21 protein-coding genes are annotated in these 19,933 nt (G+C 55.7%); 9 read left to right on the forward strand and 12 right to left on the reverse strand.

The features are described from left to right. The first annotated feature begins 265 nt into the window (after nucleotides 1-265). Entirely contained in the window at nucleotides 266-409 is a 144-nt protein-coding gene (locus tag RGAI101_RS22605; protein ID WP_368072184.1) for an ATP-binding protein, read from the forward strand. A gap of 241 nt (nucleotides 410-650) precedes the next feature. On the opposite strand, the gene RGAI101_RS04270 is transcribed toward RGAI101_RS22605, so the two are convergent. Beyond that, nucleotides 651-1,445: an AraC family transcriptional regulator gene (locus tag RGAI101_RS04270; RefSeq protein WP_008228131.1), complete on the reverse strand. Its 795-nt coding sequence runs from the start codon at nucleotides 1,443-1,445 to the stop codon at nucleotides 651-653. A 141-nt stretch (nucleotides 1,446-1,586) separates the two neighbouring features. Between RGAI101_RS04270 and RGAI101_RS04275 the strand changes: the two genes are divergently transcribed. Continuing rightward, nucleotides 1,587-1,943, forward strand: a complete 357-nt coding sequence (locus RGAI101_RS04275; RefSeq protein ID WP_008225070.1) for a cupin domain-containing protein — start codon at nucleotides 1,587-1,589, stop codon at nucleotides 1,941-1,943. Nucleotides 1,944-2,043: 100 nt separating this feature from the next. Here the strand turns inward: RGAI101_RS04275 and RGAI101_RS04280 are convergent, their stop codons facing one another. The 9 genes from RGAI101_RS04280 to RGAI101_RS04325 all read right to left on the reverse strand — a co-directional run bounded on the left by RGAI101_RS04280 (nucleotide 2,044) and on the right by RGAI101_RS04325 (nucleotide 11,170). Further along, a complete protein-coding gene (locus tag RGAI101_RS04280) occupies nucleotides 2,044-2,892 on the reverse strand; it encodes a methyltransferase domain-containing protein (protein WP_008228655.1) in 849 nt (282 codons plus the stop codon). A gap of 640 nt (nucleotides 2,893-3,532) precedes the next feature. After that, entirely contained in the window at nucleotides 3,533-3,922 is a 390-nt protein-coding gene (locus RGAI101_RS04290; RefSeq protein ID WP_050763175.1) for an alpha/beta fold hydrolase, read from the reverse strand. A 312-nt stretch (nucleotides 3,923-4,234) separates the two neighbouring features. Beyond that, on the reverse strand, nucleotides 4,235-4,618 hold the full coding sequence (locus RGAI101_RS04295; RefSeq protein ID WP_037227365.1) for a DoxX family protein: 384 nt from the start codon (nucleotides 4,616-4,618) through the stop codon (nucleotides 4,235-4,237). After that, nucleotides 4,615-5,076: a peptide-methionine (R)-S-oxide reductase MsrB gene (msrB, locus tag RGAI101_RS04300; protein ID WP_037227367.1), complete on the reverse strand. Its 462-nt coding sequence runs from the start codon at nucleotides 5,074-5,076 to the stop codon at nucleotides 4,615-4,617. Before msrB ends, RGAI101_RS04295 begins: the two co-directional genes overlap by 4 nt. A gap of 69 nt (nucleotides 5,077-5,145) precedes the next feature. Then, a complete protein-coding gene (locus tag RGAI101_RS04305; RefSeq protein ID WP_085980065.1) occupies nucleotides 5,146-5,697 on the reverse strand; it encodes a fasciclin domain-containing protein in 552 nt (183 codons plus the stop codon). Between the two features lie 444 nt (nucleotides 5,698-6,141). Continuing rightward, the gene (locus RGAI101_RS04310) at nucleotides 6,142-6,942 is read right to left on the reverse strand and encodes a GNAT family N-acetyltransferase (RefSeq protein ID WP_008225114.1); all 801 of its coding nucleotides are present in this window, start codon (nucleotides 6,940-6,942) and stop codon (nucleotides 6,142-6,144) included. Between the two features lie 90 nt (nucleotides 6,943-7,032). Then, nucleotides 7,033-7,266, reverse strand: a complete 234-nt coding sequence (locus RGAI101_RS22610; RefSeq protein WP_083792001.1) for a DUF1330 domain-containing protein — start codon at nucleotides 7,264-7,266, stop codon at nucleotides 7,033-7,035. Nucleotides 7,267-7,668: 402 nt separating this feature from the next. Continuing rightward, nucleotides 7,669-7,986 (reverse strand): SnoaL-like domain-containing protein, encoded by a 318-nt coding sequence (locus RGAI101_RS04320; RefSeq protein ID WP_368072185.1) that lies wholly within the window; start codon nucleotides 7,984-7,986, stop codon nucleotides 7,669-7,671. Nucleotides 7,987-9,106: 1,120 nt separating this feature from the next. After that, complete coding sequence (locus tag RGAI101_RS04325; protein ID WP_037227373.1) at nucleotides 9,107-11,170, reverse strand: sensor histidine kinase; 2,064 nt, start codon at nucleotides 11,168-11,170, stop codon at nucleotides 9,107-9,109. A gap of 543 nt (nucleotides 11,171-11,713) precedes the next feature. Between RGAI101_RS04325 and RGAI101_RS04335 the strand changes: the two genes are divergently transcribed. Further along, a complete protein-coding gene (locus RGAI101_RS04335; RefSeq protein ID WP_008227741.1) occupies nucleotides 11,714-12,409 on the forward strand; it encodes a hypothetical protein in 696 nt (231 codons plus the stop codon). Between the two features lie 75 nt (nucleotides 12,410-12,484). Here the strand turns inward: RGAI101_RS04335 and rsgA are convergent, their stop codons facing one another. Beyond that, complete coding sequence (rsgA, locus tag RGAI101_RS04340) at nucleotides 12,485-13,492, reverse strand: ribosome small subunit-dependent GTPase A (protein ID WP_008228117.1); 1,008 nt, start codon at nucleotides 13,490-13,492, stop codon at nucleotides 12,485-12,487. 146 nt (nucleotides 13,493-13,638) lie between these two features. Then, nucleotides 13,639-14,994 carry an oxygen-independent coproporphyrinogen III oxidase gene (gene hemN, locus RGAI101_RS04345; RefSeq protein WP_008226867.1) on the reverse strand — a complete coding sequence of 452 codons (1,356 nt, stop codon included), beginning with the start codon at nucleotides 14,992-14,994 and terminating at the stop codon, nucleotides 13,639-13,641. Between the two features lie 50 nt (nucleotides 14,995-15,044). On the opposite strand from hemN, the gene fnrL reads away from it, so the two are divergent. The 6 genes from fnrL to ccoP all read left to right on the forward strand — a co-directional run bounded on the left by fnrL (nucleotide 15,045) and on the right by ccoP (nucleotide 19,831). Further along, the gene (gene fnrL / locus RGAI101_RS04350) at nucleotides 15,045-15,779 is read left to right on the forward strand and encodes a transcriptional regulator FnrL (RefSeq protein WP_008226657.1); all 735 of its coding nucleotides are present in this window, start codon (nucleotides 15,045-15,047) and stop codon (nucleotides 15,777-15,779) included. Nucleotides 15,780-15,898: 119 nt separating this feature from the next. Further along, nucleotides 15,899-16,306 carry a universal stress protein gene (locus tag RGAI101_RS04355; RefSeq protein WP_008224914.1) on the forward strand — a complete coding sequence of 136 codons (408 nt, stop codon included), beginning with the start codon at nucleotides 15,899-15,901 and terminating at the stop codon, nucleotides 16,304-16,306. Between the two features lie 117 nt (nucleotides 16,307-16,423). Beyond that, nucleotides 16,424-18,031, forward strand: a complete 1,608-nt coding sequence (gene ccoN / locus RGAI101_RS04360; RefSeq protein WP_008226703.1) for a cytochrome-c oxidase, cbb3-type subunit I — start codon at nucleotides 16,424-16,426, stop codon at nucleotides 18,029-18,031. 12 nt (nucleotides 18,032-18,043) lie between these two features. After that, entirely contained in the window at nucleotides 18,044-18,769 is a 726-nt protein-coding gene (gene ccoO / locus RGAI101_RS04365) for a cytochrome-c oxidase, cbb3-type subunit II (RefSeq protein ID WP_008229100.1), read from the forward strand. A gap of 11 nt (nucleotides 18,770-18,780) precedes the next feature. Continuing rightward, nucleotides 18,781-18,975 (forward strand): cbb3-type cytochrome c oxidase subunit 3, encoded by a 195-nt coding sequence (locus RGAI101_RS04370; RefSeq protein WP_008226430.1) that lies wholly within the window; start codon nucleotides 18,781-18,783, stop codon nucleotides 18,973-18,975. Beyond that, the gene (gene ccoP / locus RGAI101_RS04375) at nucleotides 18,968-19,831 is read left to right on the forward strand and encodes a cytochrome-c oxidase, cbb3-type subunit III (RefSeq protein WP_037227381.1); all 864 of its coding nucleotides are present in this window, start codon (nucleotides 18,968-18,970) and stop codon (nucleotides 19,829-19,831) included. Before RGAI101_RS04370 ends, ccoP begins: the two co-directional genes overlap by 8 nt. The last annotated feature ends 102 nt before the right edge of the window (nucleotides 19,832-19,933 follow it).

Raw genomic sequence — 19,933 nt, forward strand, 5'->3', positions numbered from 1 at the left:
ATGGCAGCGTTGATTTGAGTTTTGTCAATCATCCCAAGAAATACGGGGAACCAGCAGATCAGTTGCGTAACAATCGACAATTGGCTGCAAAGGCTTCGGTTGAGTATGCCTATCTCAGACGATCACGAATGATTGCCGGTGGCCGCCTCTCGATGCCGTCCTTCGTATTCATGACCTTTTGATGCGCGTTGGAGGACCCTGCCGCAATCTGCATGTTGGCCCGCTCTGCTAACATTGCTGCCGATCGCGCCTCCCGACTTAATAGATGTTCCCAGCCCACAGCGACCAGTCGGGTCTCGGTCTCTATATTGCATGCGCGACCGCCAAAGCGCATGGCGGCAGAATTAGGGCAACGTCAAACCAGAATAAAACGACATTCACGCTGCACACTCCCCTGCGACCAATCTGACACTCGCCAAGCGCTGAATGTTGGCGACCGTTATCGTCATCCATTCACAATGCACCATCCGTAAAAAGGGATTTTTTGGCATTAGCTGCGTTGGCCATGAAGATCCGCTTCGGTGCGGAACCGACATCCTTCGCAAAGGGCGGAGAGCAGCCGTTCGCAGCGTGCTGCACCAAGGTCCATTGTGCGGACATTTCTGACCTTCAGAACATGTCAAATATGGGTCCGCTTTGGTCCATAAATTTTAAGTTTTGCAGACTAATCGTTGCCACTGACCTGGAGAAATTCCATAGCCCGCTTTGAATCGCCGCGTCATGTGCGACTGGTCACTGAAACCTGCCCGCATGGCAGCATCAACCAAGGTTGCACCGGCTGCAATGTCGCCTCGTGCCTGGTCTAAACGACGCATTGTCAAATACCGATAGGGGCTTGTTCCAAACGCCTTTCTGAACTGGCGCGACAGTGAATATCGGTCCAGGCCTGTGACTTTTTCCAACTGTTCAGAATGAACAACTTGATCAAGGTTACCGTCCAAAAATTCTTTCGCCCGATTGGTCGCCGTGAAGTCTATCAAAGACCGTGTTGTTCGCTGAGCCGATTCATCGTTGGCAATCAAACCATCCGCCAGCAACACTGCCAGCTCGTCCATCGCCACGGCCTCAAGCGAAGTCTCCATATCCGTAAAAGCGGCATGGATAGCTTGCTTCAAACGCGGATCGCTCAGAACAGCGTCACGCAAAAACGGAAGTGCGCTTGCCTGCTGCCCCAACGCGTCACGGACCAACGAAGGTTCAACATACAGCATTCGATAGTGAAATCCGGCTGCTGTTCCAGCCTCGCCCGTATGCACTTCGTCGGGGTGAAGGACGATCACCTGTCCTGCGACACTGTCGGTACGCGCACCGCGATAGTCGAAGCTCTGGACGCCCCTGATTGTGTATCCGATCGAGTAGGTATCATGGCGATGTGGCGCATATGCATCTCCAGAGAAATACGCCTCAATCCTTTGGATGCCGGTTTGCCACGGCGCGGCCAACACCCAATCTTTCGCGCACGATCGTTCAAGACCCGGTGTCAGGTCGTGTGATCTTACTTCGCCTGGTCGTCGGTTGTTCTGAATGAAAAATCTCCTGATGGCTTCGAAAATATACCCGCAACATTACCAAGAAGGAAATCACCAATGAAACCAGTAAATCTCGCGGAAAAGTTGGCGCAGTTTTCGACGCATTGGGATCCGCATGTCGTCGCCGATTACAACGAAAACGAGGTTATGGTAGTCAAGCTCGTCGGTGAATATCCATTCCACAAACATGACACCACCGATGATTTTTTCTACGTTTTGGAAGGCGAGATGCAGATGGACATCGAGGGGGAACCATCGCGCACGGTTCGGGCGGGCGAGTTGTTCATTGTGCCGAAAGGCGTGGTTCATCGGCCACGGGCAAAAAGCGAAGTAAAGGTGCTGCTGATCGAACCGAAAGGAGAACCCAATTCGGGTGACTCAAATCGTGAAGCAGCGCCGAAGACCCGTATCTGATAGATTTTGGCGGTAGGAAGGCTGTCGTTTGTGCCCGCCGCAGCATCCGTTAATTTTGGCTCAAACTTGACCTTAGCTAGGACCAGCATTGGGCAGGTGTTCAGACCGCGACGGCGGATGTCACAACTGCGGGGATTGGCACGCGCCACTCTGGACCCGTTCCGTGCTTTTCCAATACCTTGGACACAACGGCCGCGCGGATGGCAGTTGCATTTTCCGTTGGTTGCGGGCGTAACAATGCGCCGCCTCTTGCAGTTCCCTCCAGAAAGAAATCATACGGCGCACCGGGGTCCGTGACGTGCCACTCGGAAGCGACCATACACTGGCGGCAGTCGGTAAATCCGGCGGTTTCCAGAACCTTAAATGCCAACGACGGATCGGCATAGTCATTCGCCCCTGGACCCGGCGGCAGAGCGACCTTTTTGGAGCCGTATTCACCGATGGCACCAAAAACATATCCAAGTGCGGTATCTACTTCAGGCCCGCACCAGACCGAGAATGCGAGCCGACCTCCGGGATGGAGGACACGGTGGGCCTCTTCTATGACCTGTCGAGGATCGGGCACATGTGGCAGTCCAAAGCCAATCGTAACAGCATCAAACGACCCATCGTCAAAACTCAGAGCCATGGCATCGCCTTCGACAAATTCAGCACCCGGGACGGCAGAGCGGGCCATCTCCAACATGGGTGCCGAGAAATCGAGCCCGGTCACCTGTGCTCCAGCTCTGATCAGGCCAGACGCCACATTGCCATGACCGCAACATAGGTCCAGCGCTTTTGTACCGAGCTTGGCGCTTACAGCTTCTACCAGATACGGCACGACCATATCCGCCGCCTTTGCAAAAACATGCGCATAGGACTGGGCCACATCCACCTTCGCCCACTCACGTTTTTCCAATGCAGCAAATGTATCAGTTTCTTTATGTTCAGGCATCCTTTCCGCCTCCATCTGCTTCTCATATTGGGCATCGGATGAGACATCGTGTCAACGGGCACGTTAAAGAAGACATTCATCGACTTGCAGCGGCCGAGTAGCTTTGTAAGCTCGAACCGGACCTTCGCCGCGACTGGCATGAAGGTCTGCAAAGAACCCAAATTAAAGGGATAACGTCCGTGCCCTACTGCTGTGTGGGTCATCAGAGATTCAAGTCTAATAAATTCAGCCACTTACACAAGCACTGGCCTCTGCTGAGATCCTGCTTTACCTCGAAGTTGAGGACAAAGGGTACCGGAAGGATGACCACGAAATTGGCAATGGCCAGTTTGTTGTTGCTGATCCTGACGGATACCCACTTCGCTTCATACAACCCCTTGCTGGCAAGTCTGTTAAATCCGCACTGCGGCGGCTCGTCTCGCGCCTCGACGCTAATATTAGATATTAAGTGCAGCCGCGGCGCGGGCAGGTCTGAGCCCATAGTGATGGACATCTAGGGGTGATTAAGACGGCAGTTTCTGGCCCAGACCTACCTCCCACCAGACTTCGTTATATTGGGCGCAATCCGTCGAACCTGCCGTGCTCAGAATAGCTCATGCCAATTCATCCAGTCATCAGACATACAATCCGCAATTAATCTTCACCATGCCGGTGCTCACCTTTCCAATTCCGCCAAGAAGGCGTCCACCTCTCTAAAAAACGTCTTAAATGCAGGCGATCCTTCGACGAGCGCATGATTGTTGCCCTCCAATGCGATAAAGCGTGCGCCCGGAATACGCGCAGCCATTCTCCGTCCTTCTTCCAACGGGGCAATTTGATCGCCTTCTGCATGCAATACCAGCGTTGGTACGTTGATTTGGCGCGCAAGATCGGCCACTTCTGTATTGGCCCTCAATACGCTGATACGGGCTGAGTTTTGCGAAGACAAAGAGGCACGTTGCAATTTAGCCAGACCAGCTTTTTGTTTCAGTGTCGCATCAGGAATAAAATTTGCAGTGAACATATTGCGATATATTGGGTTTGTTGACCCCCATCCCCGTTCCATTAGTATCTGTCCTGCTTCGAATAGATCCTCGGCCTCAGGTTCATCGCGTTTTAACAGGCCGCGCGTGAACCCGCCAAGCAGGATACACCAGTCGAGTGGGAAGTTGGCAAGCTACAGTGCTGTGAAAAGTAGTACAATGTAAGGTACCTGTGGGCCGTTCGTCTACCTCGATACACGGGCGGAACCCAAATCTTCGCTGCGTAGAGTGGATGGGGTCGGCCCGGTCAAACTACTTATCGTTGGCGATGCAGTAACATTTAGCTTTCCGCACGCCATCAGGAAGGTGCGCTTTTAATGGTGCCCATGGCAGATTTACTCTAATTCACGAGTACACGCCGGGTTTCGACTGCGCCCAGATGCATGACTCGCAAGAATCAACAGACCGCCTGAGATAGCCCAATTCTTGACGAATATCGACATTTGCCAGGGGTCGGACGGAACAAGGTGAAAGAAGCTTGTCCCGACGCAATAAAGAGCCAGCAGGCGGGCGGTGAGGCAAATATGTCTGTCGACCACCAAAAGTATTGCCGCAACCGCGTTGAACGCCATTGCGGGCCAGACCAACCATTCGGGCAAGTTGAGGTTGTTCAACAAGGTCTGCACAGCAGCCGGGTTCGCAATCTTCTGCACCGCTCCGAGCGCGAACAGCATGGCGAGCAGATACCGCCCGAGGACATACTCTGCTCCGGCAATCACGCTGTCGTCATGAATTTGAGGCTCACACCGTTAAGACAGTGACGCTTGCCTGTTGGTTCGGGACCATCATCGAAGATGTGCCCGAAATGGGATCCGCAGCGACTGCAATGCACCTCGGTGCGGGTCGCGAACAACGTGTTGTCTGGCTTCGTGCCCACGGCGTCTGGCATGCTTTTCCAGAAGCTGGGCCAGCCCGTTCCGCTGTCGTATTTGTGCTTGGAACTGTAGACAGGCAGATCGCATCCCTTGCAGTGATAAAAGCCCTTGCGCGTTTCGTCATTAAGCGGGCTGGTGAACGGGGTTTCCGTTTCCTCTTCGCGCAGAACCGCGTATTCGGCGTCGCTCAGCATGGCGCGCCATTGGGCCTCGGTTCGGGTGATTTCGAAAGAGCCATCACGGGCAAGTGCACCGGTACCCGCAAAGGCAAGCATTCCGGTAAGGAGCGTTCGACGTTGCATGTTCGACCTCATTGTCTGGCTGGAGAGCCCCTCCGACTTCACGGAGGGGCGGCTATTTCCAGAATTTCCTTACTTCGGCACCAGCACGGAGTTGATCACGTGGATCACACCGTTTGACTGGTCGACATCGGCGACGGTTACGAGGCTGGCATTGCCGTTCTCGTCGTAAATGTAGACCTTGCTGCCTTTGACTTGCGCCGACAACGCGTCGCCGGACACGGCGTTGAAGTGGTAGAAGCCGTCGCTGCTATTGCGTGCTGCGGCGATGATGTCGGCCGCTGACCAGTCACCGGCGACCACGTGGGCGGTCAGCACCTTTTGCAGCATTTCCTTGTTCTCGGGCTTCAGAAGCGTCTCGACCGTACCCGCAGGAAGGGCGGCGAAAGCATCGTTGACCGGCGCAAACACGGTGAACGGGCCCTCGCCCTGCAGCGTATCGACCAGATCAGCGGCCTTTACGGCGGCGACGAGCGTTGTGTGCACAGGCGAGTTCAGCGCATTTTCGATGATGTTCCGCTCTACCAACATGGGCGCGCCACCGACTGTGGGGTTGGCGGCGAATGCGGCGGTGCCAATGGCTAGGGCAACGCTCGAGGCGGCGATCATGGTCTTAATAGTCATTGTCTTTTCCTCCATCATGATTGGCCCCGTTGGCCAACTATGAAGAAAATACGGGCTTCTGGTTCGGAAAGTTTCAATGGAGCGGGGTTTTTCCTATTAATCGTAAATCAGCCGATTGGTCTCAGCCGTCATTCACCGGTCCCACTGCCAGCACCGCACCTGTCATGTGGTATAGGTCAGAATAGGCTTGCACCGGACCTTCGCGCCACGTTCCACCGATGACTGCTACCCAGGACGAAGCTGCCTTTTCTCGAGACGACGCCAATAACCACTTTTCAGATGATTGGTTGAGAAGATCCGTTTTCCCTACGTCCCGGCAGATGGCTCTGACGGTGTTCGCTATGCCGTAAAGGCATGCGTGATCTCGCTGGCTTTGAAAGCACTTGGTCGCTTCTGGAAATGTGGCTGTTGAGACTTCAAGCGCAGCGGGACCACGCAAGAAGGTTATCGCGTGATGCGGTCGGCAGAAGTTGAAAACATCACAACTGACTTTCCGTCGACCTGCCTCAACCCACAACTTTCCAGCATCGCGCGCGATGGAACATTATCTTGCGCAACAAACTCCATCGTCGTTTCTGCTCCGAGTTCAGTGACAGCAGCAAGGTTACAGAGCGCGTCCGTATATTTGCCGAGGCCCAAGCCCCGCAGCGCAGGATCGACTGCGATCAGGCCGACCCATGCTGACTTGAAGAATGGGCTGTGTCGATTGTGGGTCATGGCCGCGAAGCCGGCCGCGACGATACGGCCATCGATATTCTGCAGTGCGATAAGCCTTGCCGGAAAGAGCTTGCCAAGCAGAGCATCCGTCGAGAAGGGAGAAATGCCCTGATTTGTCAGGAATATCTGGACGTCGCGGGCTTTCTGAGGGGTTAACTTATCATCGGGCACGCGCAAAAGGCCTTCCGGGAGCCCGCTGTCTGCAATCTTTGAGCAAACGTCGCGGATCGTATTTGCATCCGCCATGAACAGGTCCCAGAGATGAAGCTTGGGATCAAAGCTGCTCAGCTCTGCGTGCACGGTCGCAACTGTCTGTGCATCGACGCCGCGAAGCGTGATCATGCCTTCTTCAGCCATGCAATTGCGCAACCGGTCCCGACCTAATTGTGCCGGATCATCGCTCGAAAATACGCGTGCATGGATCACCGCGCCAGGCATGTCGATGAGCTCGGCCACCTGCTCGTCTCTGGCCTTTTGAAGGGCCTGTATCTTTGGCTCGCCGAAATAGGGAGAGAGGACAGCAGTCATTTCAAAAATCTCCTATACCCAACTTATCGACCAAGATCGCATTGAGCGTTGAACCCGATCGTCGCAAGACCGGACGCTTCTGGAACTGCTTCAGATTCCTGAGGCCTTTGGCGCAACCGCGGTCCGGAACCTCAATGATGAACGCAGCATCTGGAAGCGGTTTTCACCGTCAATGGTCACGGGATTACCACCCCTCACCAGAAACTGTCCGCTATACTGCTCCACAACGCCAGGGATCTTCGAGAAGTATCCATCCATCCAATCTCGACTGTGAATTTGCATCTGTCCGATTATGAATGCTGCCACTGTTGCACTTCTTGTCATCGAAGATATTCAATAAAAGAAATGATATCATTAATGCACTGATGATGTCAAAAAACGGCAAACCTTGTGGTGCCCCGGATGCGGTTCAAAGACCGTAAATTTTCGCAGGGCGCAGCATCGGTAAACTTGGACGTTTTAAGGTAGGCTCTGGGCTGTCCACTATTGCTGTGCCATCATCTATCCCAACCAGTTCGTGGCAGCGCGAAAGGCAACTGAGTGCCCCTGACGGTCTCTTTGGCGTCAATACCGCCGTGATTGTTAAGCTGGCCGTTGCAGCAAAACACATGCGTCGGCTCTCCGTATTGAACATTATACCAGACATTTGTGCATCCGTTCACGTGATGAACTTTCCTTGATAAAGCAGCTATCATCGGTTGAAGGGCGGTTTTGGCTTGGCTCCGACTATTTCGGCATCATGAAGAACTCTTCGCGGGCGATCTTGCCCTCTTCGACCGTGCAAGTCGAAATCTCGCGTAGGTTCATCTTTCGACCGATGGATTTCTGGGCCACCTCGACTTCAAAATGCACGTTGAACCGGTCGGGCGGATGGACATAGGGTCCGTCCGCGTCGAGCTTGTAGATCTCGTGTGTTGCCGCCCAATCCTCACGTTTTGCCTCGAGCGCGCCTTGGCCTTTGGCGATCCGCACATCACGACCCGGTGGCACAACTGCCTCAATCGACACCGGTCTAGCCTCTTGATGTATGTCAAGGATGTCCAAAATTTAGATTGTAAGGTCGATTAACTCCAACCAGTAGGAATTGTTGATGAGACTATTAGCCATTTTTACCGCGATTGCATTGGGCTTCAGTAGTGGAGCTACTTCTGCACAATCCAGCGATACATCCGCCCGAGTGCATCCGGGTCATTTTTGCTGGGAGAACAAGTGTGTTCGGTTTTCAACTGATATGCAGTCAGTATCCATCCAAGGAAGGCGACCAGTTTCCGTAGCCTCCTATGGACTGCAGACCAATCCTGTTATTTCGCGTGAAGATTTTCGTGAGATCTTTTACCTTGCACTCCGTCAAAACGGTGTGGGTCCTGACCGCTAATTTTCTTATGGGCCCCAACGATCCAGCAGATCAGCGAATATAGGGACCTCTCCTGTTTATCACCTGATTGCCGCGCGCGCCTAATTTGCCGCGCCTCTCCTGCATATTTGATGATCATCACCTTGGATGTCAGGCCGCTGTAGCTAACGATTTCTACGCCAGTGCATCGGCGCGTTGCCGCTCGTGTCGAGAGCGAAGTGCTCATGATAAAGCCCAGTGCGCGGATCGTAGAAATCGGGGCGATATCCAATGAGTGCGATCGACGAGCGGTTCCCATTCAGATCCCGGCCGGTCCACGCGCCATCCGATGCAGCGGCATAAGGGGAGGCTACTGTGGCCTTTGTTTCGATCCAAAGAAGTCGGATGTCAGATGAGAGCAAGGTCCCTCGTCGTACTATCTTCAAAATGGCGGCAAGAACCCGCTCCAAGCCCGAAATCATATGATTAGCTGAGTAAACGAGGCCATTACGGTGGATTAGAGATGGTTTTTTTGGAACCACACTCTATCGGGACCAGCTGGATATTGTCAGCCAACGCTTTCGAGCAAAAATCCACAGGTTCTGTTAGAATTGAAATGCAGCTGTTCTGAGCCGCGCGAAAAGATCAAAGCCTTCGGGTTCAAACCAGTATCAAGAGGTTGCTGACTTTCTCCCGAAAAAAAGTATGGCAGGCTTAAACGTGGCTCCAGACTGATACAGATCGCTTCTGGCAAGCCGTTGTTTTCAAACGGCGTGCCCCTAGATCTTGGCACAATCCGTTTTCATCGACCTACCAAGTACATCGGCTGCCCTACCCTGTTCTTCTCGCCCCTTCCGCGGCAGTTTCAGCGCGTGGCAGTATCAGGCTAAAGGTACTCCCCTGACCGAGCGTGCTTTCAAGTGTGAGGTAACCATCATGAAGCTCTGCCAGCTGCTTTGAGATAGCAAGCCCTAGCCCCAGACCGCCGTTATCGCGGATCATCGAACCATCTACCTGATGGAAGCGCTGGAAAACCTTTTCGCGGTTTTCTTCCGAAATGCCGCGTCCGGTGTCGGTAACGCTAAAGACGACTTTCCCGACCTCTTTTCGTACCGACAGGCAGATGCTGCCGGCATCGGTGAACTTGATTGCGTTGTTTACGAAATTATAAAGGATCTGTCTCAGCCGGATCTTGTCAGCTTGCGCTTCCACGATGCCCTCGCCCGAGTAGGAAAGTGAAAGACCCTTCTTGGCGGCATCGGATTGCAGGTCCTGCACGACCGTTTCAGCGACCTCATCCACGCGTAGCGTCGAGACGTCGAGTTCCAGGGTTCCCCGGGCGACCTTTGTCCAGTCTAGCAGATCATCGACCAGCCGGATCATGTGCTTTGCAGATTCTGCAATGCCAACACCTTGCTCGGAAACGAATTTCCGGGAATCGTTGATCGCATCTGTCAGATCGCCGGAATTGTTTCCCTCCGCGTCCAGCGCAGCTTGAATTCTCTTGAACTGCGGCAGTTTTTCACAGTTTTTGATAAACGTTGCGCGCCCGAATATGACGGTAAGCGGGGTCCGCAACTCATGCGACACGTTGTTCAGAAACTCGGTTTTCTCCCAATCTGCGGTTTCGGCTGCCTGTTGTGCGCGTTTCTCGGCAGACACATCGGTCCAGACGCCGACCGTATAGCCATGAGGCGTCTTGGCTTCGGTCACCTTCAGCCAGAAATCATCGCCGATGCTATGCAGAAAAGGTTCACCGGGGTTTCGGAAACACCTAAGGCGCTCTGCAATCCATGCTTCTCTTTTCTCAAGCTCTTCAGGACCGTTCTGGTGGGATCTGCTAAGCCTCAGCATTTCCTCCATCGTCATGCCTGGCACAATTCGGTCTGCAATTTCAGAATGATACGCAAGGTACTTGTCGTTGACGATCATCAAGCGCTCGCGATCATCAAATGCAATGAACCCCTCGTCGATACAGCCCACGGCCTCGGCCAGAAGCGCATGCGAGTTTTCTTTCTTTTTTGCCAGTCTTCGATAGGCCAGAAGGCCCCCGATCAGGATCAACTTCGAAAAAACGGCGAAGCCAATCAGATAGGGGCTTTGCGGCGAATATTTCGGCCAACCGCCTTTCGGGCTTGCCGATGCCTGCCATTTATTTCCGAACATTGAAAATTCGGTCACGACGGGATCCGTGCTCAAAAGCGCTGTCCGGTCTTTGCCAGAGGCCGCGATCAAGCCTGATGTCTGGAGTTCGGTCAGGCTGAAAATATAGCTATCCTCGTCCCCGAGGTTGTGCTCCTCGGACACCAGAAGACTATCAGCCTTGATCACGATCGAGATGACCCCCCAGAACTGATCAAGGTTCAGATCAGCGTTGGGGAGAAATACGGGGTACCTCAGGATATATCCCTTGCCCCCCTGAACCAACGCAACCGGTCCATCGACCACTGGGCTTTGTCTGCGGTAGGCTTGGGCAATACTCGCCATTTGCGCGGGGACTTCCCAGTACTTGAGGCCGATTGTCTTGTTATTCGCGTTCTGCGGAAAACTGTGCGTGACTTGCAGCTTTGGTGCAAGGGCCACGGCAAGCACCGCCGGGTTATGCCTTTGAAATTCACCCACTAGCCGCGCAATCTGTGTTTCCACAACCCCGCCCGACTGCATCAAGATGCTTTCGACGTTCTTTGCCACAAGTACTGTTTCGAAAAAACGAAGCTGAATCTGTTCCGTCGCCGCATAAAGCGCCTGCTCTACATCACGCCTTACGGTTGATAAGTGGTTGTCACGATCAAGCATGAAGATCGTAATACCGACGCCTGTGACGCTTCCAAGGATAAGGACAGTGAGTAAAATAAACGCCTTTGTGGCGACATTCTCTCTGAAATTGTTAACCAACTACAAATTCCCCCTCAGAAATTTGCCGGATTACCTGGAATACAAAAGCCAGGCGTCCGAAGCATTTGAACTACCCACGGTTGATAGCATTAAACATGCTAAAGACTAAATACAGGCACAATGCAGGCATTTTTGTGATCTGCGTCATATAAGACGCAAGGACGTGAATAATCATGAACCAAGCATGATCTTTGTTAGGGTAGCCGTGTGCTGACGCCATCAGTAAGTGCCAAAGCATTCCCAAGCAGAACCGGTAGATCGAGCAATACGGGACCCGGACTTCGAGCGGGAACACTAAGGTATTAACCACTTATCGCCGTTTTCCCCAGGCGATAGATCCAAGCTACATTGTCGTGAACCCGCTCCAAGATTACTGACCTTTGTATCGCATTTGATGTTTCAGATGCTCGGCCTGTGAACCAATCGCCATTATTGTGGGTCATTCTTGATCCCCTCCGATCAGCCCACCGCTTCGGAAACATCGCTAACGGCTTTGCAACTTTATTGCGCCAAGCTGGGCATCAATCTGTCGTCGGAGGTAGAATGCCCCTCATCCTGCTTGTTTTGTTCATGATGCAATGCGTAACCGCGGCGGGGGCCGAGGCCGTGCGCGGCAGCTTGTTTGTGTCATCCTCGGCCAGGTCGAACGGGGCCATGGCGGCACTTTTCGTTGGCCGGGCACCGGGCGGATTGTTTGCAGACCGACCCCCACATGATCCGGTCTTTGCAGATGCGGGGATCGGCGTGTTCCGGGGATCTGATGTGGAACTGATCCGCGCTGTGATCCAGGAAGCTGAATCGCGCCACGATGGCTATGACGCTGTGCAGTTCGGGGCGCGGATCAAGCCCCCCAAAAAGCCAACAAAGATGACCATCGCTGAGGTCTTTGCCTGGATCGAAGCGACCCCGGGCCAGCCCCATGCCATCGGGCGTTACCAGTTTATCCCACAGACATTGCACCGTCTGGTTGCCAAGACCGGCGTGCAACCGTCTCAGCGATTTGGGCCAAAGTTGCAGGACAGGCTGGCCGATGTGCTCTTGGCCGAAGCCGGGTTTCACAAGTTTCGCGCAGGCGGGCTGGACCGTCAGGCGTTCATGAACAATATGGCCAAAATTTGGGCGGGACTGCCAAATTCGACGGGTAAATCGCATTACGATGGCTATGCAGGGAACAAGGCGTCAATGAGCTGGGCCCGCTTTGATGCCGTCATGGCAAGAATATCACCGGAAAGCGGGTGAAATGCATGCTCTTGCCATGTATTGAACGCGTTCAACAATCCGGCCGCGCAATCAAGCCGCCACATTGCGCTAAAACTATCGCAGTTTGTTGCGGGACTGCGGTTTCTTATTGCCCCGCGCACCGCTGACTTTGGGCGTATTTTCAATGTTTTCGTCATGCAACTTGTGCCAACGATCCAACCGGTCCGCGTCAAGCTGGCCTATGGCCACGGCGGCTTGAACGGCGCAGCCGGGCTCGTGTTTGTGACTGCAATCACGAAAGCGGCAGCCCGAGACAAGTTCGGTTATCTCGGCGAAGAGAACGTCCAGCCCGGCAGAGACATCGCTGACCCGCAAGGTGCGGATGCCGGGGGTGTCGATGACCCAACCACCCTGCGCTATGGCGTGCAGGGACCGCGATGTCGTGGTGTGCCGTCCTTTGGCGTCATCTTCGCGGATGCCGCCCGTCAGCTGGGCTTGATCGGCAGGTTTATCGGCCAAGGTGTTCAGTAACGTCGATTTTCCCACCCCCGAAGACCCGACCAGCGCGACGGTTTTCCCCACGCCGCACCAAGGCTCCAATACCGTCACGGCCGTGGGTGACTTTGCGTTGACGGTCACAACCTCAAGCCCGCGTTGCAGCGCGCTGGCCTGTTCGACGTAAGGTGCGGCGTCCGCTACCTTATCCGCCTTGGTCAGAACGATCACAGGGTTGGTGCACGCCTCGTTTGCGACGGCCAGATACCTTTCCAGCCGCGCCGGATTGAAATCGTCATTGCACGAAGTCACGATCAAAAGCGTATCGACATTGGCCGCGATCAGTTGCGGGTCCCGCGCGCCGACGGTTTGACGTTCAAGCAAGGATTGGCGGTCAAGACGTCGGATCAGGGTATGATCGGCAGGGTCTGCCAAGATCCAGTCCCCGACAGCAAAATCCGCGGTGGTGCTGCGGGCAGGCAGGCGTATCTTGATCGGGCCATCTTGGGAAATGCCGCTCATGCGCGCGCGGTGAACTGTCGCCACGCGCACCTTCAAACAGCCGGTTTCGTCAGCCGTGATCTGGTCGTCAAAGAACGGCGACCAACCAAGGGCCGTCAGTGACATTGGCGCGGGGGGTGTTTTGCTTTTCACAGCCCTGTGAATGGGGCTGCTGCCCCGATGATGCAAGTCTTTCCGTTCGAAATAGCGATTTCTCGGGTGTCAGAAGTGCGAACACCGCAGTAACGCGTGCTGGGCATGCTCAATGCACCCTAGATCGCGGCACTGTGGGCGGTCTTTTCTGACTTAAACAGATCAAGCTTGCCTGCGATGATCCTGACCAGCGGCTCGAACATTGGGTCAAGCGTCAAGATGCCTTCGCGGTAATGCAGCGCCTGGGGAAAGCTGGCGGCGACATTGCTTAGGGTGCGCGCAATGGCGCAGGCCTCGGCCGGGAATTGCGCGCGCAGGTCAATCGTGTTGATTTCAAAGCGGCACATCAGCTGTTCAATCGCCCGCGCCACCCAAAGATCGGTCTGCGTCAGCACGTGGCCCTTGTCCGCGGCCAGATCCCCTGCCCCGATTGCTGACGTATATTGCGCCGTCGAAGGATAATTCTGGCTGTATCCCTGGGGGAACTTCGAAATGGCGGAGGCCCCCATCCCGATCAGCACCTCGGCGGTGTCATCGGTATAGCCCTGGAAATTTCGCCGCAGCTGGCCATTCGCCAAGGCGATGGACAACCCGTCATCGGGGCGGGCGAAATGGTCGATGCCGATGGGTACGAACCCGTCCAGCATCAACATCTCGCGGGCCTGTTCCGCCAGTTGGAACCTCGCCTGCGGGGACGGCAGCGCGGCGCTGTCGATCATCAACTGCCGCTTGGACATCCACGGCACATGGGCATAGCCATAAAGCGCCAGCCGATCCGGTTGCAGCGCCATGACCTGCTCCAACGATGCGGTCAGGCCGGGGCCGGTCTGATGGGGCAAGCCGTATAGCAGATCCATGTTCAGACTGCGCAGGTTGGCCGCGCGCAGGTGGGCGACGGTGGCATGTGTCTGGGCAAAGGATTGTTGCCGCCCGATGGCATTTTGCACCTTTGGGTCGAAATCCTGCACCCCGATGCTTGCGCGGTTCATGCCATAGGCAATCAGCGTGTCCAGCAATGCCGCGGACGCCTCTGTCGGGTCAATTTCAACCGAAAATTCAAAACCAGCCCCACGGGCAAAGCGGTCAAACACACGGTCCAGCAACCGCGCCATGATGTCGGGTGTCAGGATCGTCGGCGTGCCCCCGCCCAGATGCAGCCGCGACAGCGACACATCGGCGGGCAGCAAAGCGCGCTGTCGGTCAATTTCGATCAGCAGCGTGTCGACATAGGCGTCAACGGGCCGCATCGTCTTGGTGCCTTGGGTGCGGCAGGCGCAAAACCAGCAAAGGCGCTTGCAAAACGGAATATGCAGATAAAGCGATACCTGCGCCCCGTCGGGCACCGCGGCAAGCCATTCGGCCTGTCGGGCAGTACCGATACCGGTGCCGAAATGATTGGCGGGCGGATAGCTGGTGTACCGCGGGGCATTGGTGTCGAAAAGCCCGGCAGTTTGAAGTTGCTTGAGGTGTGTCATACCGCTAGGTTGCAAAGGACGCGCCAAAACTCCTTGATGTAGATCAAACAATGATGCTTGAAGAAAAAATTCGCCCCTCTTGCAACGCGTGTCCGATCCGGCACCGCGCGGTTTGTGCCCGTTGCAACGAAGACGAACTGACCATGCTTGAAGGCATCAAGAGCTACAAATCGTTCAAGGCCGGCGATCCGATCCTGTGGCGCGGCGACAGCCTGACCTATGTGGGGTCCGTCGTCGAAGGGGTCGCGACCCTGGGCAAGACCATGGAAGACGGGCGCATGCAGATGGTCGGCTTGTTGCTGCCTTCTGATTTCATCGGACGGCCGGGGCGGTCACAGATCGAATTCGACGTGGTTGCGGTGACCGATGTGACCTTGTGTTGTTTTCAACGCAAACCTTTCGAGGAACTGGTCACGACGACCCCCCATGTGGCGCAGCGCCTGCTGGAAATGGCGCTGGATGAACTGGACGCGGCCCGTGACTGGATGGTTCTTTTGGGCCGCAAAACCGCCCGCGAAAAGATTGCCACCTTTGTCGAAATGCTTGTGCGACGTCAGCATCTGGCGGGGGAACAGGCCCCGCTTCCGACCTTGGCGCTGCCACTGACACGCGAAGAAATCGCCAGTTTTCTGGGGCTCACGCTGGAGACCGTCAGCCGCCAGTTCGGGGCGATGAAAAAAGACGGCATCCTGACCTTCTCTGACCGCCGCCAATTCAAGGTCATTGATTTCGACGCGCTGCATCTTGCAACCGGCGATGATGCCGACGGTGGTCCGCTGGTCTGACCTGCCAGCGCTGATAAAAACCTGTCAGAGCTCAATAAAACAGGTAACTTGATCTGTATCAAAGCGCATTCTTGCGCAAACCGCTTTGGTTTTCCTGACCCAACCAGGAGATCAAAGCCATGTATTCAAACATTCTCGTCCCCGTCGTCGTCGATGAAGAGGCCAAGACCCACACCGCGATCAAGGCCGCCATCGCCATGGCCGATCCTGGCGCACGCATCACTTTGCTGCATGTTCTCGAGACGATACCGGTCTATGTCTCGGACTACGTTCCTGCGGATTACATGCTGACCGCACGCGAATCCGTGGTGAAGCGGCTGGATGATCTGGCCAGCGAAATTCCCAACGGTCACGCAGCGATCGCCGATGGCCGCCCCGGCCCCCGCATCACCCGCTGGGCCGATGAGAACGGAATTGACTGCATCGTCATCGCATCCCACCAACCCGCACTCTCCGATATTTTGCTGGGCTCTGTCGCCGGTCACGTGGTGCGCCACGCCAAATCTGCGGTGCATGTCGTCAGATAAACCGTCCGCGCAGGCAAACTTGATACAGATCAAGGTCACGCCCGCATCATGTGTTTACGGCAAAGCCCAGGAACAGCTGCGCGCCTTTAAATAGGCATGCAAACAATAAGGTGCACTATGAATTATTTTAAACTCGTCATTCTGGCCCTTGTGGCCCTGGTGGCCGCAATGGGGGTCAATTGGGCCCATGATCTGGCCTATCAGGTACATGCATTTTTGATCATGACCGTCGCTGCGGGTATGTTTGTCTGGATCCTGCGAGGCATTGATGAACCCGTCGCGACGACGGCACCGGCCACGGGCTATGCCGACGAGGTGATCCGCGCAGGCGTGATTGCCACGGCCTTCTGGGGCATTGCAGGGTTTCTGGTCGGCACCTTCATTGCCTTTCAACTGGCGTTTCCCGAATTGAATTTTGACTGGGGCCAGCCCTTTACCAACTTTGGCCGGCTGCGTCCGCTGCACACGTCTGCGGTGATCTTTGCCTTTGGGGGCAATGCGTTGATCTGCACGTCGTTCTACGTGGTCCAGCGCACCAGTTCGGTGCGGCTGTTCGGCGGCAACCTGTCCTGGTTTGTATTCTGGGGTTACCAGTTGTTCATCGTACTGGCGGCAACCGGATACCTGTTGGGCGCAACCCAGTCGAAAGAATATGCCGAACCCGAATGGTACGTCGACATCTGGCTGACCATCGTGTGGGTGGCCTATCTGGTGGTGTTCCTTGGCACGATCTTCAAGCGCCGCGAACGGCACATCTATGTGGCCAACTGGTTCTACCTGAGTTTTATCATCACTGTCGCGATGCTGCATATCGTCAACAACCTGTCGATCCCGGTCAGCTTCTGGGGGTCAAAGTCTGTTCAGGTATTCTCGGGTGTCCAAGACGCCATGACGCAGTGGTGGTACGGCCACAACGCTGTCGGCTTTTTCCTGACCGCCGGTTTTCTGGGGATGATGTATTACTTCGTTCCGAAACAGGCCAACCGCCCAGTCTATTCCTACAAACTCAGCATCATCCACTTCTGGTCCCTGATCTTTCTGTACATCTGGGCCGGTCCGCACCACCTGCACTATACCGCCCTGCCCGATTGGGCCGCGACCCTTGGCATGGTGTTTTCGATCGTGCTGTGGATGCCCAGCTGGGGGGGCATGATCAACGGTCTGATGACCCTGCAAGGGGCTTGGGACAAACTGCGCACCGATCCGGTCTTGCGGATGTTCGTCATCTCGCTTGGCTTCTACGGCATGTCCACCTTCGAGGGGCCGATGATGTCGATCCGCGCGGTCAATTCGCTGTCGCATTACACCGACTGGACCATCGGGCACGTGCATTCCGGCGCGCTTGGCTGGAACGGCATGATCACATTTGGCGCGCTTTACTTCCTGACGCCGAAACTCTGGGGCCGTGAAAAGATGCATTCGATGTCCGCGATCAGCTGGCACTTCTGGCTGGCGACGATCGGTATCGTTCTCTATGCGGCGTCCATGTGGGTGACCGGCATCATGGAAGGTCTGATGTGGCGCGAGGTCGATGATCAGGGTTTCCTGGTGAACTCCTTTGCCGACACCGTTGCCGCCAAGTTCCCTATGTACGTGGTGCGCGGCATAGGCGGGGTTCTCTACCTCTCCGGTGCACTGATCATGGTGTGGAACATGTGGATGACCATTCGCGGTGCGAAACCGGTCACCACGGCGCTGCCCTCAAACGCAACCCCCGCAGAATAAGGAGCTGAAACAATGGCCTTTATCGATAAACACGCCATCCTTGAGAAAAGCCCCACCCTGCTGCTGGTTGCATCGCTGCTGGTGGTCACCGTGGGGGGCATCGTGGAAATCGCCCCCCTGTTCTGGCTGGAAAACACCATCGAGGAGGTCGAAGGTGTACGACCCTATTCGCCGCTCGAACTGACGGGGCGCGACATCTATGTGCGCGAAGGCTGCTATGTCTGCCACAGCCAGATGATCCGCCCCATGCGAGACGAGGTGGAACGCTATGGCCACTATTCGCTGGCTGCGGAATCGATGTATGACCATCCCTTCCAATGGGGGTCCAAACGTACCGGTCCCGATGTGGCCCGTGTCGGCGGGCGCTATTCCGACGCCTGGCATGTGGATCACCTCAGCGATCCGCAATCGGTGGTGCCGGAATCGATCATGCCGAAATACGCTTTCCTCAAGGAAACCCCGATCAAGCCGACCCACACCCAGGCGCTGATGAAAACCCACCGCTTTGTCGGCGTGCCCTATACCGACGAACAGATCGAAGCGGCTGAAACAGATTTTCGCGTTCAGGCCGATCCGGATGCGGATTACGACGGGATGCTGGAACGCTACCCCGGTGCCGCGGTGTCAAACTTTGACGGCCAACCCGGCGTTTCCGAGATGGATGCGCTGATCGCTTACCTCCAGGTCCTTGGCACCATGGTAGATTTCTCGACCTTCACCCCTGACGCCAGCCGCTAAGGAGGCACGATATGAATACCTATTCCATTCTGCGCGAACTTGCCGACAGCTGGGTGCTGCTGGCCATGTTCACCTTCTTTGCCTGCGTCATCCTGTGGGCCTACCGGCCCGGCAGCAGCGACGTCTACAAATCCGTCGCGAACATCCCCCTGGGCGACGACACCAAGCCAAAAACCACTTCAGCGAAAGGCGATGACCATGTCTAAAGGTAAAAAGGACGACGTCACCGGTCAATCCACCACCGGCCACAGTTGGGACGGCATCGAAGAGCTGAACACCCCCCTGCCACGCTGGTGGTTGTGGACGCTGTATTTGTGCATTTTCTGGGGCATTCTTTACACGATCGCCTATCCTGCATGGCCGATGGTGTCGGGTGCCACCAAAGGGGTGCTGGGCTGGTCCACCCGTGCGAATGTGGCTGCGGACATCAAGGACCACGAAGGCAAGAACGCCGATCTGGTCACCGCCCTGCTGGCCACCGACATGGACGCATTGCCCGCCGACCCCGACCTGAACCGCTATGCCACCGCGCGCGGCGGTGCCGTGTTCCGTGCAAACTGTTCGCAATGCCACGGGTCGGGGGCTGCGGGGGCCAAGGGCTATCCCAACCTTCTGGACGATGACTGGCTTTGGGGCGGGGAAATGGCGGACATCGAATACACCGTGCGCCATGGCATCCGCAACGATCAGGACGGTGATGCGCGCTATTCCCAGATGCCCGCCTTTGGCGAGATGCTGAATAGGGCCGAAATTGCCGCCGTGGTTGAACATGTCGTGTCTTTGTCCAACGCCGAATACGACGCAGAGCTTGCGGCGACAGGGGCCACCCTCTTTGCGGATAATTGCGCTGCCTGTCACGGCGAAACCGGCTTGGGCGACCGTGCGCAGGGCGCACCGAATCTGGCGGATGCGATCTGGCTTTATGGCGGTGACCGCGCGACCCTGACTGACACCGTGACCAACGCCCGTTTCGGCGTGATGCCCGCCTGGGGCCCGCGCCTGACCGAAGCCGACGTGCGTGCCGTTTCCGCCTATGTCCACGGCTTGGGCGGCGGCGAATAATACTGCGTTTTCAGAAATCTTGATCAGGATCAAGGTTTGCGCCCCCTGACCCGGCTAAGGTCAGGGGGCGAAAAGGATTTATCAGATGACTTCCCCCACCAC

This window comes from Roseobacter sp. GAI101, assembly GCF_000156335.1.
Taxonomy (GTDB): Bacteria; Pseudomonadota; Alphaproteobacteria; order Rhodobacterales; family Rhodobacteraceae; genus Sulfitobacter.

Bases quoted from the DNA above. Each gene is read 5' to 3' on its own strand.
- RGAI101_RS04275 (WP_008225070.1), top strand. From the start codon at position 1,587: ATGAAACCAGTAAATCTCGCGGAAAAGTTGGCGCAGTTTTCGACGCAT.
- RGAI101_RS04370 (WP_008226430.1), top strand. From the start codon at position 18,781: ATGAATACCTATTCCATTCTGCGCGAACTTGCCGACAGCTGGGTGCTG.
- RGAI101_RS22605 (WP_368072184.1), top strand. From the start codon at position 266: ATGTTCCCAGCCCACAGCGACCAGTCGGGTCTCGGTCTCTATATTGCA.
- hemN (WP_008226867.1), bottom strand. From the start codon at position 14,994: ATGACACACCTCAAGCAACTTCAAACTGCCGGGCTTTTCGACACCAAT.
- fnrL (WP_008226657.1), top strand. From the start codon at position 15,045: ATGATGCTTGAAGAAAAAATTCGCCCCTCTTGCAACGCGTGTCCGATC.
- ccoP (WP_037227381.1), top strand. From the start codon at position 18,968: ATGTCTAAAGGTAAAAAGGACGACGTCACCGGTCAATCCACCACCGGC.
- msrB (WP_037227367.1), bottom strand. From the start codon at position 5,076: ATGCAACGTCGAACGCTCCTTACCGGAATGCTTGCCTTTGCGGGTACC.
- rsgA (WP_008228117.1), bottom strand. From the start codon at position 13,492: ATGTCACTGACGGCCCTTGGTTGGTCGCCGTTCTTTGACGACCAGATC.
- ccoN (WP_008226703.1), top strand. From the start codon at position 16,424: ATGAATTATTTTAAACTCGTCATTCTGGCCCTTGTGGCCCTGGTGGCC.
- RGAI101_RS22610 (WP_083792001.1), bottom strand. From the start codon at position 7,266: ATGACAAGAAGTGCAACAGTGGCAGCATTCATAATCGGACAGATGCAA.
- RGAI101_RS04305 (WP_085980065.1), bottom strand. From the start codon at position 5,697: ATGACTATTAAGACCATGATCGCCGCCTCGAGCGTTGCCCTAGCCATT.
- RGAI101_RS04335 (WP_008227741.1), top strand. From the start codon at position 11,714: ATGCCCCTCATCCTGCTTGTTTTGTTCATGATGCAATGCGTAACCGCG.
- RGAI101_RS04355 (WP_008224914.1), top strand. From the start codon at position 15,899: ATGTATTCAAACATTCTCGTCCCCGTCGTCGTCGATGAAGAGGCCAAG.
- RGAI101_RS04290 (WP_050763175.1), bottom strand. From the start codon at position 3,922: ATGGAACGGGGATGGGGGTCAACAAACCCAATATATCGCAATATGTTC.
- RGAI101_RS04280 (WP_008228655.1), bottom strand. From the start codon at position 2,892: ATGGAGGCGGAAAGGATGCCTGAACATAAAGAAACTGATACATTTGCT.
- RGAI101_RS04310 (WP_008225114.1), bottom strand. From the start codon at position 6,942: ATGACTGCTGTCCTCTCTCCCTATTTCGGCGAGCCAAAGATACAGGCC.
- ccoO (WP_008229100.1), top strand. From the start codon at position 18,044: ATGGCCTTTATCGATAAACACGCCATCCTTGAGAAAAGCCCCACCCTG.